Genomic DNA, 13,994 nt, shown 5'->3' with positions numbered 1-13,994 from the left:
CTAAATTACTATTTTAGGCATCATTTTAAAAATCAATACGAGCACAAACTATCTTAAATAAGTTTACCGTTTGAATTGTTGATAATTTAAAATGTTCCTTTAAATTTATTATCAAATAATTAAACATTCCCATGAAAATTTTGAAGTATTTCTTTTGCGCTTTTCTGTTTGTTTCAGCGAGTACATTTGCTCAGAACGAAACAAAACCAGAACGTCAACCTGGTCACACCAACCAAAACAAATTCAAACAATTATACGATGAGTTTGCTACTCCAAACATGTTTAGAACAGGTTCTGGAGCACCAGGCCCAGCTTATTATCAGCAGCAGGCTGATTATAAAATGGATATTGAAATAGATGATGTTAATGCAAAATTATATGGTAATGAAACTATTACCTATACGAACAATTCACCAGATGCTTTAAAATATCTTTGGGTACAATTAGATCAAAACATGCGTGCTGAAGATTCTAAAACTCCACTAATAAATAGTTCGGGTATTCGTCCGGTTACTACATCCGATAGAGCGGTGTCTTCTTATTTACAAGAACCTTTAGATAGAGGTTTTAATATTGAGCATGTCAAAGACGTAAATGGTAAGAATTTACCGCACATGATTAATCGTACAATGATGCGTGTGGAGTTACCTAAAGCTATGAAAACAGGAGATAAGTTTTCTTTTAAAATTAAATGGAATTACAATATTAATAATCACGTAACGGAAGGTGGGCGTTCAGGCTATGAATATTTCGCTGAAAATGATAATAAAATATATGTAATGGCTCAGTTTTACCCTCGTATGGCAGTTTACAATGATGTAGAAGGCTGGCAAAATTCTCAATTTTGGGGACGCGATGAGTTTGCATTACCATTTGGAGATTTTGATGTAAATATTACGGTACCTGCAGATCACCTTTTAGACGGAACCGGATTTTTAATAAATCGAGAAGAAGTTTTTACTAAAGAAATGATGAAACGTTATAATAAGGCAAAAAAATCTTATGATGAGCCGGTTATGATTGTTACACAAGCAGAAGCTGAAAAGGCAGAAAAGAGCAAAAGCACCAAGAAAAAAACTTGGAAATTATCGGCACAAATGGTGCGTGATTTTGGTTTTGCGACATCGCGTAAATTTCTATGGGATATGATGGCTGTAAAAATTGGTGATAAAGACGTAATGGCTGTATCTATGTATTCTAAAGAAGGGAATCCTTTATGGGAGCAATGGTCAACAAAAGCAGTAGCGAGTACATTAAAATCATATTCACGTATGACTTTTGATTATCCATACCATAAAGCTATTTCGGTTCATGCACCAATGGGAATGGAATATCCAATGATTTGCTACAACTTTGGACGTCCAGATAAAGATGGAAATTATTCAGATAGAATTAAATTCGGAATGATCGGAGTTATTATTCACGAAGTAGGTCATAACTTCTTTCCAATGATTGTTAATAGCGATGAGCGTCAATGGACATGGATGGATGAAGGACTTAATACTTTCGTGCAATATGTAGCAGAACAAGATTTTGGCGAGTGGTATCCAGCTGCACTTTCTGAAGGGCAAGACAAATACCCGTCTAGAAGAGGACCTGCTAAAAATATTGTAAGATATATGGGCGGTAATCAAGATTTTATAGCGCCAATTATGACTAAAGGCTTAAATACTTATCAGTTTGGTAGCAATGCTTATAGCAAGCCTGCCACCGGATTAAATATTCTGAGAGAAACAGTTATGGGGCGCGAATTATTTGACTATGCTTTTAAAGAATATGCCAACCGTTGGAAATTTAAGCATCCGACACCAGAAGATTTCTTCCGTACTATGGAAGATGCCTCTGCTTTTGATTTAGATTGGTTTTGGAGAGGTTGGTTCTATACTACAGATTACACAGATATTGGTGTAAAAGATGTGAAGAAATTTGCAGTGACCAATAACCCGAACGAAGATGGGAAGAAAATAGCAGAAAGATATAATGTAGACCCTAATAGTTTAGTGTATTTTATAGAAGAAGGGACCGAAGGTTATGATGAAGCCGCCAAAAATAATACACCTATCAATGACTTGCCTACAGTAAAAGAATACATGATGGATAATTTTACGGCAGATGAGCAAAAGTCTATGAAAAAAGCACCGAAATATTTCTACGAAGTGACTTTCGATAAACCAGGCGGATTAGTAATGCCGCTTATAGTTGAATATACCTATGCAGACGGCACTAACGAAAGAATTACCTATCCTGCTCAAGTATGGAGATTAAATGACAATGAAGTTAGTAAAGCTATTGCAAGCGATCAGGAAATTGTGTCTATAATGGTAGATCCAGATTTGGAAACTGCGGATGTCGATACCTCTAATAATTCTTGGCCAAAGGAAGTTAAAGAAAGTGACTTCGATAAGTTTAAGAACAAAACGAAAAATTAAATATAGCCAAGCATTAAAATTTAAGCCGACTTTTTAGAGAGTCGGCTTTTTTTGTAATTTATTTTAAGATAAACTTTAGTCGAACAGAGAAATGAATTGCATAAATTTGCATCAGTCTCAAATCTTTCACTCAGTTATTAAAGGTTTGTTTTGGTACTTATGTTTTATAAACTAACTATATTTGCATCGTGATACAGCAGCTTACATTATTATTCATTGGAGGTACAGAAATAATATTCGTGTTATTTGTCGTAGTGCTAGTTTTTGGAGCAGATAAACTGCCCGAAATTGCGCGTGGTTTAGGTAAAGGTATGCGTCAATTAAAAGATGCTACTAATGATATTAAACATGAAGTTACAAAAAGTGCTAAAGAAAATAATATTATTGATACGGATACCACCAAGGATATTCAAGATGAAATCAATAAAGTTAAAGATGATCTAGAAGACTTTACGGGGTCATTAAAACGTAATAAATAATGCTTACTTTTTTCGACTAATCGTTAAGCCGTCTCTTATAGGTAAAAGCACAGTTTCTATACGGTCATCGTTTTTTAGAAGTGTATTATAATCCAAAACAGCTTTAGTAGATTTATCTTTGTCATCTAATGGCTCAACAACTTTTCCGTGCCATAATACGTTGTCTGAGAGTAGGATGCCCCCTGGCTTCAATTTATTTATTATTAAGTGAAAATAATTAGAATAGTTTGGTTTATCGGCATCTATAAAAACTAGGTCGTACGTTTGGTTTAGTTTTGGAATGATATTTAAGGCACTACCAGTATGTTGAATAATCTGCTTTCCAAAACTTGATTGATCAAAATATTTTCGTTGAAAATCTACCAATTCTTCATTTATATCTATAGTGTGAAGTTCTCCATCGTGTTTCAATCCTTCTGCTAAGCATAATGTTGAATACCCAGTAAATGTACCTAACTCTAAAATAGATTTTGGTCTAATTAATTTTGAGATCATACTTAACACACGCCCTTGGTATGGTCCGCTGAGCATAATAGGCTGCAATACTTTCTGGTAAGTTTCTCTTGTTAACCGTTGTAATAATTCTGGCTCTTGTTGAGAATGAGCAACAACGTAATTGTCTAAATTTTCAGGTAAGAAATACATTTAAAAAAATAGTTTTAGAAAAATGAATGCCATATTACTCAGTAGTTTCTTTATGAGGTACGTTTATTTCGTTTTGATTGGTTTTAGCAGAATTTCCCATAAAATATAAAGCAGCACCAAATACTATAAGACCAATTTTTATGGCCCAAGCGGCGGTTACACCTAATTCATCAATTTCACCTAAAAACATAATGGTTAAACCAAAGTAAGGCAGAATAATTAAAGCCAAACCGATAATGATTAAGTAACCTCCAATTTTTTTCATAAATCAAGTAGTTAATTAGATTTTAAATAAGAACAATTTTTTGTTCAAACGTTATTATGATGTAATTCGTGTAATTAGTTTTTGTTTAGCAGCGTCATCATCTCCACATAACCATTGAAGCACGTTGTCTTCCCAGATGGCATCACGTTCTGGTTCTGTTATTATGTTTCGTTCTGCAGCTAAATCTAAAATTTTACCTGGATAAGACGATTGTTTTTCACTCTCCATTTCACCTAATGGATAAGGATCATCTAATCCCATAATAACTTGTTTAGACCCTTGATTTCTAATAAGTAATTCTAAACCACCGGTATCGTGGACCAACGTATCGAAGAAAATATTTTTATGTCCTACGGCTTTTCTCGGATGACTTTTCCCTTCAAATAAATCTGCACGCCCATCAAAACCCTGTATTCGTCTTCCTAAGTTAATTTGTGCCAATTGTCCGCCGTGAGCAAAACAAACACGCATATTTTTATACTTTTCGTAGTAACCATTTAAAGTTAAAAAATGATAAGCATCTGCACATTGTGCTAACATCCAGATGAGATGAAAACGCCAAGAGGTATTTTCTAATTTTATGAATTTTTCTCCATCGTAGGGATGAATTTCAACGGCAAGATTATATTTGTTGGCCAATTCAAAGATAGGTTCATTTTCTTCATCAAAGATGCATCGCCATGTTCCAATGGTATCCATATAATGGGTAGGTAAACATAGAAGTTGCATGCCTAAAACTTCAACACAACGTTCAATTTCCCAACAAGCTCCTCTAACAAATCCAGGATGAACAACAAAGCCGCAAGTAAATTTACTTGGATTTTCATGTTGAATACGAGCATTAAAATCATTTTGAAATCGTAAGGCTTGCTTCATCTCCTCTAGTCTTAAACCATTTCCGTAAAGTTGAGATAAATTTAAAACCACAGCATGATCTATTTTGAAATGCTCCATCCAAGCTAATTTCTCATCCAAGAAAAAACTAGAATCTGTAATGGGTCTATTCCAATCTTTTTGAAGCATAAATTTCCGATCCTTATCCACCCAGAAGATCCCTTTATCTTTCATGAATTCTGGTATTTGCTCAGGATAGGGTAGAAGATGGGAGTGTCCGTTTATTCTTAGCTTACGAGACCTTTCTAACCTCTTCGAGGGGGAAGAACTATTTGTGTTGTCTTTCATAATTTCTAATTTTTCCCTCTTTGGGAAATAAAAAAGGGCTTTTAATTGTCTATTTCAACTTTCTTAGGTGGTTCCATAATCTCACCGCAATTAGGACATTTTCGTTTGTCTTTGTCACCATAGTATTTGTCGAAAATTTTAGGCATATCTGTTTCAATATTTTCCACTGTAAAATCTTCTTCGTAGAGTTTAGTGGTACAATTTTCACAAAACCAAAGTAAAGCATCTGTCACCCCTTTTTCTCTAGGATATTCTATAACCAAACCTACTGTATTTGCTCCACGTTGAGGCGAATGCGGTACTTTTGGCGGTAAGAGAAAAATTTCTCCTTCATTAATATGAATGTCCTTTGGTTCACCATTATCAATGATTTTTAAAATCATGTTACCTTCAATTTGGTGAAAAAACTCTGGGGTTTCATTATAATGATAATCTTTTCTGCTGTTTGGTCCACCAACGACCATAACGATAAACTCACCATCTTTCCAAACCACTTTATTGCCCACAGGTGGTTTAAGTAAATGTCGGTTCTCTTCGATCCACGCTTTAAAGTTTATAGGGGGATAAATTTTACTCATATTATGAAAAGCCCATCCTAACCTTCCTTATCCCTTGCGCTCAGCACAAGCTTTAGAAAGGAACTCTTACTCGGGCAAATTAAGAGTATTTATTAAAAAATAATTTTCACTAATATACAAAGACCTCAAAGGTTTTGAAAACCTGTAAGGTCTATTTTTTTTGATTTTGAATTGCCGCAACAGTTTCCCTGATTCTCAAGAAAGGTTAGGGTAGGTTACAAGCTCTTAGTCCTACCGCCATCAACAGGTAAATTAATACCATTAATGTATGCGGCACGTTCACTTGCTAAGAATGTAATCGCTGCAGCTAATTCTTCTGGTTTAGCAAAACGATTTGCAGGGACAGCGCTTTTCATAGCATTTGTAGACTCTTCTTCTGTTTTACCAGATTTAGCAGATTTGTTTTTAATTATTTCGGCTAATCGGTCTGTGCCAGTAGCTCCTGGTAATACGTTATTTACTGTAATTCCGTATGGTCCCAATTCATTTGCCAAAGTTTTACTCCAATTAGCTACGGCACCACGAATAGTGTTACTAACACCTAAGCCATCTAAAGGTTGTTTTACAGAGGTCGAAATCACATTAACGATTCTTCCATAACCTTCTTCTTTCATAAATGGAACAATGGTTTGTGCCAATATATGATTACATTTTAAATGTTGCGTAAAAGCCGATTCAAACTCATCTATTTCAGCCGAAAATACAGGACCACCTTTTGGGCCTCCTGTATTGTTCACCAAAATATGAAAACCATGATGGTTAGAAATATAATCTAAAACTTTAGATTTTAATTCCATAGGATTTGAAAAATCTGCAACAATATAGTCGTGATTTCTCTGTTGTGGCAATTCTGAAAGTGTGGCTTTTAGTTTGTCTTCATTTCTAGCAATTAATGTTATTTGAACACCTTCTGCTGCCATTGCCATTGCTGTTGCTTTTCCTATTCCTGCGGTACTTCCACAGACTAATGCGTATTTGTTGTTTAGTTGTAAATCCATAACATTTCCTACAAAAGCAGGAATCTTTTAAAAGTGATACTGAATTATGTTCAGTATAACGTATGATTATTAATTTCGTTTTAATTCATGAGATTCCTGCAATCGCAGGAATTGGTTAATACTTTATACAAACATTCTTTGCCTCCGTAAAAAATCGTAAGGCTTCAAAACCTCCTTCTCTACCTACACCAGAAGCTTTTACACCTCCAAAAGGGGTTCTTAAATCGCGCATCATCCATGTATTTACCCAAACAATTCCGGTTTGTAATTGGTTACTTAGTTTCATAGTGCGTTTTAAATCATTGGTCCAAAGTGTTGCTGATAACCCATATTTAACGTTGTTCGCCATTTCCAAAACTTCATCTTCTGTATTGAAAGGCATTATGGTAACGATTGGTCCAAAAATTTCTTCTTGGTTTACACGACATTCATCACTGGTCACTTCAATTACAGTTGGTTCTAAATAATAGCCGTTTTCATAACCTTTCACTGAGACCTCATTTCCGCCACATAAAACCGTTCCATTTTCATTTTTTGCGATATCAATATAGGCTTTTACTTTTTCAAGATGAGGTTTTGACACTAAGGCTCCAATATTAGTGTCGTCGTTTGAAGGATGCCCAACCTTTAGCTGTCTTACTTTTTCAACAAAGTCTTTTTTGAATTTCTCAAAAATAGAAGCTTCCACAAAAATACGACTGCCACACAAACAGATCTGACCTTGATTGGCAAACGAGGAACGCACTGTAGTGTTTAGCATATCCTCATAATCACAATCAGCAAAAATGATGTTTGGGTTTTTTCCTCCTAATTCTAGTGACAATTTTTTAAACATTGGAGCAGCGACTTTCGCAATGTGTGCTCCTGTAGCTGTACCTCCTGTAAAACTAATAGCTTTGATGTTTGGGTGCTCAATTATAGCTTGTCCTGTGGTCGTTCCTAAACCATGAACAATATTCAATACGCCCTCAGGTAAACCGGCTTCGTTACAAATTTCTCCTAATAAATAGGCCGTCATTGGGGTAACTTCACTTGGTTTGGCAATGACGCAATTTCCTGCGGCTAGAGCTGGCGCGATTTTCCATGTAAACAAATAAAGTGGTAAATTCCAAGGACTAATACAGCCTACAACGCCAATCGATTGGCGCAAAGTATAATTAATGGCCTGATGTCCGACAGATTCATGACTTTCACTTGCAAATTGAGTAATGGCATTGCCAAAGAATCGAAAATTACTGGCAGCTCTTGGAATGTCAACTACTTTAGCCAAATTCAGAGGTTTACCATTGTCTAAACTTTCCGCTTCTGCAAAACGTTGCAAGTTAACTTCTAATAATTCTGAAATTTTAATGAGAATTCTGCTGCGTTCTTCCAACGTGGTTTGCGACCACAGCTTAAAAGCAGATTTTGCAGAAGTATATGCCTTTTCAACATCTTCTTTTGAAGAATTTGGGATCTGTCCGTAAACTTCTCCGTTTGATGGATTGTAATTATCTAACCAATTATCTAGAATTGGGTTTTGAAAATTTCCGTTTATGTAGTTTTTTATTCTTGCCACGAATTCAGAAAGGTTTAAACGTTTTAGATTACACTGGTGTTTGAAACCGGTAAGCTTCTTTTCTTTAGTCTTTTTTCTTATAAGCCATAACTTTTATCTCAACCACCAAATCAGGATGTGGTAATTGGTGTACGGCAACCGTTGTTCTGGTTGGGCCATTATCTTCGTCAAAAAATTCTGCATATGCTTTGTTATAGCCTGCAAAATCATTCATACTGACTAAAAAAGAGGTTACATCGACTACATCCTTTAGTGAGGCACCTACTGTTTTTAAGATTCTATCGATATTTTGTAAAACCTTTCTTGTTTGTACCTCAGAATTTAGGTGCTTGGTTCCCATCTCGTCGATGATATCTACTCCGGCAATAGAGTTATCTGCCCGTCGAGAACTAGTTCCTGAAACGAAGATAAAATCGCCGACTTGTTTTATGTGTGGATATGCTCCTCTTGGTGTTACTCCGGTACCTGAGGAAGCAGGAATCTTATTTTTTGAATTACTCATAATTTTGTCATTCTAGTCTTTCAGAAATTTTTTTTGTTAATTCTATTCATTTGCCTTAATGCAACTGCGAAGCACATCAAGAGCCCTTTTAAATATGTTTCAGTAAATAACGAACTAAAACTTACAATCAAAATTAGGAATTTCCTAAAGTACTTTTCACTTTCAGAACTTCGTGCTTGAGGCTACGCCTCTCATTTGCGTTCTTCCTAATTTCTGAATTTTGATGTTGAATTTTATAAATTTATATGGGACATAAATAATTGATAATCAATATTTTAATTCAAATTATTTTATAATTGCTAACAACTACAATCCAGCAATTCTGTCATCTTCTAAAATAGCCTCCGTTTCCACTTTTACTTTTTCTAAAAGAGATTTTAAATCGTCTTGAGATGAAATAATGCCATCGGTTAGCATATTTAAAATAGCTTTGTCCTGAGCTCTTCCTGTTAACATGGCTTGTCTATAGCCAACATTTTCATTAAATGTTACCAAGCTATATTTGGAAGAGTATTCTTTTGGAAACTCTTTTTCTAATGCCATTTCAATTTTTCGCTTCTCTTGAAAAATAGGATTTACAACATGTCCTTTCATTTCGTGAAAATTATCTATAGCTAAATCTGCAATAGCATCAGTGTCCTTCTTTCTGTTCTTTTCGTAAGCTTTAAATATTTGTTCCCAATTGTCTAGATGTTGGTCTAGTGCTTTATCGAATTCAACGACGTCTTCAAATGACGCATTCATTCCTTGTCCATAAAACGGAACTATGGCATGTGCGGCGTCGCCCATTAATAATGTGTTTCCTTTGTAATGCCAAGGGGAACATTTTACCGTTCCTAAAGCTGCCGTAGGATTTTCAAAAAAGTCATCGACTAAATTCGGCATAATTTCTAGTGCATCTGGAAACTCTTTTTGGAAAAACTCCGTGACCAATTCTGGTGTGGTTAAATTATTGAAATTGTATTCACCCTCATCATAACTTAAAAACAAGGTAACGGTAAAACTACCATCCAAATTTGGTAAGGCTATGAGCATAAAGCTGCTTCGTGGCCAAATGTGTAAGGCGTTTTTATAAGTTTTGTAATCACCGGTTTTAGTTGGTAAAAAAGATAATTCCTTGTAACCATAACTTAAATAATCTTGCGAAAAACTGAACAGGAATTTTTTAGCTAAATAATAACTCTTGCGTAGAGCAGAGCCAGCTCCGTCGGTGGCAATAATACAATCGGCATCTTCTACAAATTCATCTTTTGTAATGTAGTCTTGAAATAAAGCGGTGGTTTTTTCAAAATCAACAGATTTGCATTTTTTGTTGAAGTGAATAGAAACATTGTCGTGTTTCTCGGCTTCAGTTAGTAATAAACCGTTGAGCTCTCCTCTCGAAATTGAGTTGATAAATTCATAGTCTTTTCCACTATAATTCGATAGAAAGGTATTGCCATCCTTGTCGTGAAGCATTCTTCCATTCATTGGAATACATAATTCTTTTACTTTATCTTCTATGCCAACGAGCTTCATTGCTTTAATTCCGCGGTCTGAAAATGCTAAATTTATGGACCTTCCGGCTGAAATATCTGTTGTTCTCAGGTCTGGTCGCATTTCAAATACTGTAACATTATAGCCTCTTTGTCCTAATCTCAAAGCTAATAAGCTTCCGCAAAGCCCTGCTCCAATTATTAATATGTTTTGTTTTTTGTTACTCATTTAAAATAGCTTTCAATTTATCGATCATATTATACACATCTTCAAATGAATTATACAATGGTACAGGTGCACATCTTATCACATCTGGTTCTCGCCAATCGCTAATTACCCCAGCGACTGTTAATTTATGGTGTAAAGATTTGTCCGCTTTTAACACTTGAATTGATAATTGGCAACCACGTTCATCGGGATTTTCTGGGGTGATAATTCTAATGGTATCTTCACCTAATTGTTTCAATAAAAATTCAAGATATCCGGTTAAATTTTTAGACTTTTCTATTAATTTTTCAAGTCCAACTTCGTTAAACATGTCTAATGAAGCTCTAATTGCGGCCATTGACAAAATAGGTGGATTACTAAGTTGCCAACCTTCTGCTCCTGGTATAACATCAAATTCACGACGCATATTAAAACGTGTCGCTTTATTATGACTCCACCAACCTGTAAACCTGTTGAGGTTTTGATTGTATGCATGTCGTTCATGGACAAAGCAACCAGATAAACTTCCTGGTCCTGAATTCATATATTTGTAGGTACACCAAACTGCAAAATCCGCACCAGAATTATGTAAATCTAAATTAACGTTTCCGGCTCCATGTGCACAATCAAAACCAACTTTACAACCGTAATTATGTCCAAGATCTGTAATGCGTTTAAAATCGAAAAACTGACCAGTATAATAATTTACACCACCAATCATAATTAACGCTATCTCGTTACCATGTTTTTTTAGTATAGATTCTAAATCATCATAACGTAATAATTCTTCATCTTTTCTAGGTTTCCAAAGAATCAAACCCTCTTTATCATCAAAACCATGATGTCTTAATTGCGATTCTACGGCATATTTATCTGAGGGAAAAGCGTCACTTTCAATAAGAATTTTATAACGTTCCTTGGTGGGTTGGTAAAACGAAGCCATCATAAAATGAAGATTGGCCGTTAGGGAATTCATAGTGACCACTTCAATGGGTTTTGCTCCCACTAATTTTGCCGTAGCTTCTGTTAAAAACTCATGATAGGGTAACCAAGGTTTTTTTGCTTCGGTATGTCCTTCAACTCCAAGATTGGCCCAGTCTTCTAACTCTTGATCAATGTATGATTTTGTTGATTTTGGTTGTAAACCGAGTGAATTGCCACAGAGGTATATAAGTTCATTTCCGTCAGGGTCTTTTGGAATATGAAATTGTGCTCTGTAGAGCGATAATTCGTCTAATTGGTCTTGTTGTTTTGCATAATTGAGACCTAGTTTATAATTGGACAATTTGAAAGGTTTTTCGGATTGTAACAAAAATAAGCTATTTATTTGAGAAATCCTTTTACTGAATTTGTGGTAAAATTGAGTTTTAGTTATAGGATTTAGATTAATTTTGCGCCTGAGCTATAAGCATGTATCATCAACAAACTTAAAATTTTAATGTTGAAAAAACTGTGGTCTTCACTACTTCAAAAGTATAGTAATTATTGTGGGTTTTCCCTGCATCCCAAAAATGAAGATCTGCTCTATTTTAGAGATAGATTGTTTATTTCCATATTGCTTTTAACATTAGTATTGGGATTATTGTCGTATTTGCCTAGTGCTACCATGGCCATTATTTTAGAAAGATGGTTTGTTTTTTACATTGATACTTTTGCTATACTAATAATTGTGATTACCACTGTTATTAAAGGAGTATCCTTAAAATTGCGAAAATTCTTGTTTTCCGCTAACTTTTTTATGCTTTCTGCGGCGTTACTTATAGATTTAGGTTTACATGGAAATGGTACCACTTTACTCTTTGTGTATAGCATATTTATAACGTTGTATAATGGTAGAAGAGCAGGGGTTGTTTCGGTGGTTTTAATAACTGTTTTATACAGTTTGATACTTTTGTGCTATCACTTTAAATGGATCAATCTTAGCTTATTTAATCATACGAAATTCGAAGTTTTACTAATTACATTTATTAATAATATACTCTTTGGTTTGTTAACTGTATTTTCAATTTCATTTTTAATTGATCAATTACATGCAGCACTTTTAAAAGAGAATAAATTACAAAAAGCACTTATTGAAAAACACAAAAATGTAATTATCGCAAAGGAAAGAGCAGAACAATCCGACCAGTTGAAGACTGCTTTTCTTGCTAACATTAGTCATGAAATACGGACACCGATGTACGGCATTTTAGGATCGGCAGAGCTTTTAAAAGATTATGTTACTGAGAACGACAATGATTTTAAGGAATTTGTGGAAGTAATTGAGCAAAATGGTTCAAAATTACTAGATGTTATTACAGGTATTTTAGATATTTCTAAAATTGAAACTGGGGTAATGCAAATTAATGTTACCTCCTTCGATATATATGAGACTGTTACTACGATCTATGAGCAGTTTTTACCGGAGGCTGAATTAAAAGAAGTAAAGTTTAGTATTGAAATTAGAATTGCAGAAAAACAAAAAATAATTGAATCAGATCAAGCGAAAATTGCAGTAGTTCTAAAACATCTAATAGAGAACGCTATAAAATTTACCTCAAAAGATGATAGCATAATTTTGAAGGCTTCATTTAATGATTCTATGATAAAATTTTCTATAGAAGATACAGGTATTGGAGTACCAGAAGATAAGATAGAAACTATTTTTAATCCGTTTTATCAAGTAGATATTACAAATAAAAATGCTTTACATGGTTCAGGAATTGGCTTGTCAATTGCAAAAGCCCATGTGAAACTGTTAGGTGGTAATTTGACACTGGTTAGTAAAGAGAATGAAGGTTCGACGTTTTCATTTAGTATTGTTTCAAATTTGCGAAGCGAGCTGCAAACGGATGATGACTTAACAAAATAAAGCACTTTTAACCTAAATGTAAAAGTGCTTTAATATATATAGACGCCATAATGGCGGAAAATGTAAGCTATGCGTTTTAGGCTAAACCCAATCGCGAATCTTACATTATAGATTGTAAAAATAAGTTATATTTCTATTCATCCAAAGTAATAGTTATATCTGTGAAATTTAGGTTCCAATTACCGCCTTCCATTTTATGATCCGTGGCTATTTTAATACCGTTGTAATCTTTATAGTTTTCGAACGTTGTGGTTAGTGAAGGTTTTTCTGTGTTACCTTTTCTAAAAACCCATTCTTTTATTAGGTAATTGTCATCAAAATATATGTAGTAAGCATCACCAGGAGTATAACCACCTTCATTAGGATAAGTAAGGGTGATTAAATTTAATTTAGTTTTGCTAATTGGAGCCTCTGCCGTTGTCTGGTCTGAAATAGTAGCAGTCGTGTCCCAAACCAATTGAAAAGGGACTAGTAACCAGAATTTGTCATTAATAAATCCTTGATCTACGCTTACATGTGTGCTATCCATTTTGCTTCTACTATATGCAATACTCGTGTCTTTATTAGTCATTTTTACTTTATCTAATTTAGGATGCCATACCCAAGTTCTTCCATTACCTTTAATAGTGTCTCTATCAACTTGGAATGTGAACGTTACTTCTGATACATTTTTCCAATTTTCAAACCCATGGGCATTGGCTATTTTTTCTCCAATTGATAATTCTTGTTCTTTATCAGAAATAGCATTTTCAGTTTTATCCGATTTACAAGATGTCGCCAGTAGTATGCAAAACAAACTTATATATAATGTCTTCATATTAAAA

At 34.5% G+C, this 13,994-nt stretch carries 13 protein-coding genes; 3 read left to right on the top strand and 10 right to left on the bottom strand.

Annotation, left to right across the window (positions count from 1 at the left end; genetic code table 11):
* The first annotated feature begins 131 nt into the window (after window positions 1-131).
* Together QMA06_RS09240 and QMA06_RS09235 are read left to right on the top strand one after the other, a co-directional pair.
* Window positions 132-2,429, top strand: coding sequence for a M1 family metallopeptidase (locus QMA06_RS09240; protein WP_290206551.1), 2,298 nt, complete (start codon window positions 132-134; stop codon window positions 2,427-2,429).
* A 188-nt stretch (window positions 2,430-2,617) separates the two neighbouring features.
* Window positions 2,618-2,908, top strand: coding sequence for a Sec-independent protein translocase subunit TatA/TatB (locus tag QMA06_RS09235; RefSeq protein ID WP_290206550.1), 291 nt, complete (start codon window positions 2,618-2,620; stop codon window positions 2,906-2,908).
* 3 nt (window positions 2,909-2,911) lie between these two features.
* Here the strand turns inward: QMA06_RS09235 and QMA06_RS09230 are convergent, their stop codons facing one another.
* The 9 genes from QMA06_RS09230 to kynU form a co-directional block, all read right to left on the bottom strand.
* Window positions 2,912-3,553 (bottom strand): O-methyltransferase, encoded by a 642-nt coding sequence (locus QMA06_RS09230; protein ID WP_290206549.1) that lies wholly within the window; start codon window positions 3,551-3,553, stop codon window positions 2,912-2,914.
* Window positions 3,554-3,587: 34 nt separating this feature from the next.
* Window positions 3,588-3,818, bottom strand: coding sequence for a hypothetical protein (locus tag QMA06_RS09225; protein ID WP_290206548.1), 231 nt, complete (start codon window positions 3,816-3,818; stop codon window positions 3,588-3,590).
* Between the two features lie 54 nt (window positions 3,819-3,872).
* Window positions 3,873-5,000, bottom strand: coding sequence for an amidohydrolase family protein (locus QMA06_RS09220; protein ID WP_290206547.1), 1,128 nt, complete (start codon window positions 4,998-5,000; stop codon window positions 3,873-3,875).
* Window positions 5,001-5,041: 41 nt separating this feature from the next.
* On the bottom strand, window positions 5,042-5,578 hold the full coding sequence (locus QMA06_RS09215) for a 3-hydroxyanthranilate 3,4-dioxygenase (protein ID WP_290206546.1): 537 nt from the start codon (window positions 5,576-5,578) through the stop codon (window positions 5,042-5,044).
* 215 nt (window positions 5,579-5,793) lie between these two features.
* The gene (locus QMA06_RS09210) at window positions 5,794-6,576 is read right to left on the bottom strand and encodes an SDR family oxidoreductase (RefSeq protein WP_290206545.1); all 783 of its coding nucleotides are present in this window, start codon (window positions 6,574-6,576) and stop codon (window positions 5,794-5,796) included.
* A 115-nt stretch (window positions 6,577-6,691) separates the two neighbouring features.
* Window positions 6,692-8,134: an aldehyde dehydrogenase gene (locus QMA06_RS09205; RefSeq protein ID WP_290206544.1), complete on the bottom strand. Its 1,443-nt coding sequence runs from the start codon at window positions 8,132-8,134 to the stop codon at window positions 6,692-6,694.
* 64 nt (window positions 8,135-8,198) lie between these two features.
* Window positions 8,199-8,636 carry a RidA family protein gene (locus tag QMA06_RS09200; RefSeq protein WP_290206543.1) on the bottom strand — a complete coding sequence of 146 codons (438 nt, stop codon included), beginning with the start codon at window positions 8,634-8,636 and terminating at the stop codon, window positions 8,199-8,201.
* A gap of 306 nt (window positions 8,637-8,942) precedes the next feature.
* Window positions 8,943-10,340, bottom strand: coding sequence for an FAD-dependent oxidoreductase (locus QMA06_RS09195; RefSeq protein WP_290206542.1), 1,398 nt, complete (start codon window positions 10,338-10,340; stop codon window positions 8,943-8,945).
* Window positions 10,333-11,604, bottom strand: coding sequence for a kynureninase (gene kynU / locus QMA06_RS09190; protein WP_290206540.1), 1,272 nt, complete (start codon window positions 11,602-11,604; stop codon window positions 10,333-10,335). The genes QMA06_RS09195 and kynU overlap by 8 nt, the downstream gene beginning before the upstream one ends.
* 153 nt (window positions 11,605-11,757) lie before the next feature.
* Here kynU and QMA06_RS09185 point away from each other — a divergent pair, with 153 nt between their 5' ends.
* Window positions 11,758-13,170: a sensor histidine kinase gene (locus tag QMA06_RS09185; RefSeq protein ID WP_290206539.1), complete on the top strand. Its 1,413-nt coding sequence runs from the start codon at window positions 11,758-11,760 to the stop codon at window positions 13,168-13,170.
* A gap of 133 nt (window positions 13,171-13,303) precedes the next feature.
* Here QMA06_RS09185 and QMA06_RS09180 read toward each other — a convergent pair whose 3' ends face one another.
* Window positions 13,304-13,987 carry a hypothetical protein gene (locus QMA06_RS09180; RefSeq protein WP_290206538.1) on the bottom strand — a complete coding sequence of 228 codons (684 nt, stop codon included), beginning with the start codon at window positions 13,985-13,987 and terminating at the stop codon, window positions 13,304-13,306.
* Between the last annotated feature and the right edge of the window lie 7 nt (window positions 13,988-13,994).

Source organism: Winogradskyella bathintestinalis (assembly GCF_030407435.1).
GTDB lineage: Bacteria > Bacteroidota > Bacteroidia > Flavobacteriales > Flavobacteriaceae > Winogradskyella > Winogradskyella bathintestinalis.
Note: the sequence above shows the minus strand (reverse complement) of the source record. Positions and strands in the feature narration are given on the sequence as shown.

What these genes read in the sequence shown, in the direction of transcription:
- QMA06_RS09215 (WP_290206546.1), bottom strand. Translation starts at nt 5,578, where the DNA reads ATGAGTAAAATTTATCCCCCTATAAACTTTAAAGCGTGGATCGAAGAG.
- QMA06_RS09200 (WP_290206543.1), bottom strand. Translation starts at nt 8,636, where the DNA reads ATGAGTAATTCAAAAAATAAGATTCCTGCTTCCTCAGGTACCGGAGTA.
- QMA06_RS09225 (WP_290206548.1), bottom strand. Translation starts at nt 3,818, where the DNA reads ATGAAAAAAATTGGAGGTTACTTAATCATTATCGGTTTGGCTTTAATT.
- QMA06_RS09185 (WP_290206539.1), top strand. Translation starts at nt 11,758, where the DNA reads ATGTTGAAAAAACTGTGGTCTTCACTACTTCAAAAGTATAGTAATTAT.
- QMA06_RS09195 (WP_290206542.1), bottom strand. Translation starts at nt 10,340, where the DNA reads ATGAGTAACAAAAAACAAAACATATTAATAATTGGAGCAGGGCTTTGC.
- QMA06_RS09180 (WP_290206538.1), bottom strand. Translation starts at nt 13,987, where the DNA reads ATGAAGACATTATATATAAGTTTGTTTTGCATACTACTGGCGACATCT.
- QMA06_RS09240 (WP_290206551.1), top strand. Translation starts at nt 132, where the DNA reads ATGAAAATTTTGAAGTATTTCTTTTGCGCTTTTCTGTTTGTTTCAGCG.
- QMA06_RS09210 (WP_290206545.1), bottom strand. Translation starts at nt 6,576, where the DNA reads ATGGATTTACAACTAAACAACAAATACGCATTAGTCTGTGGAAGTACC.
- QMA06_RS09220 (WP_290206547.1), bottom strand. Translation starts at nt 5,000, where the DNA reads ATGAAAGACAACACAAATAGTTCTTCCCCCTCGAAGAGGTTAGAAAGG.
- QMA06_RS09230 (WP_290206549.1), bottom strand. Translation starts at nt 3,553, where the DNA reads ATGTATTTCTTACCTGAAAATTTAGACAATTACGTTGTTGCTCATTCT.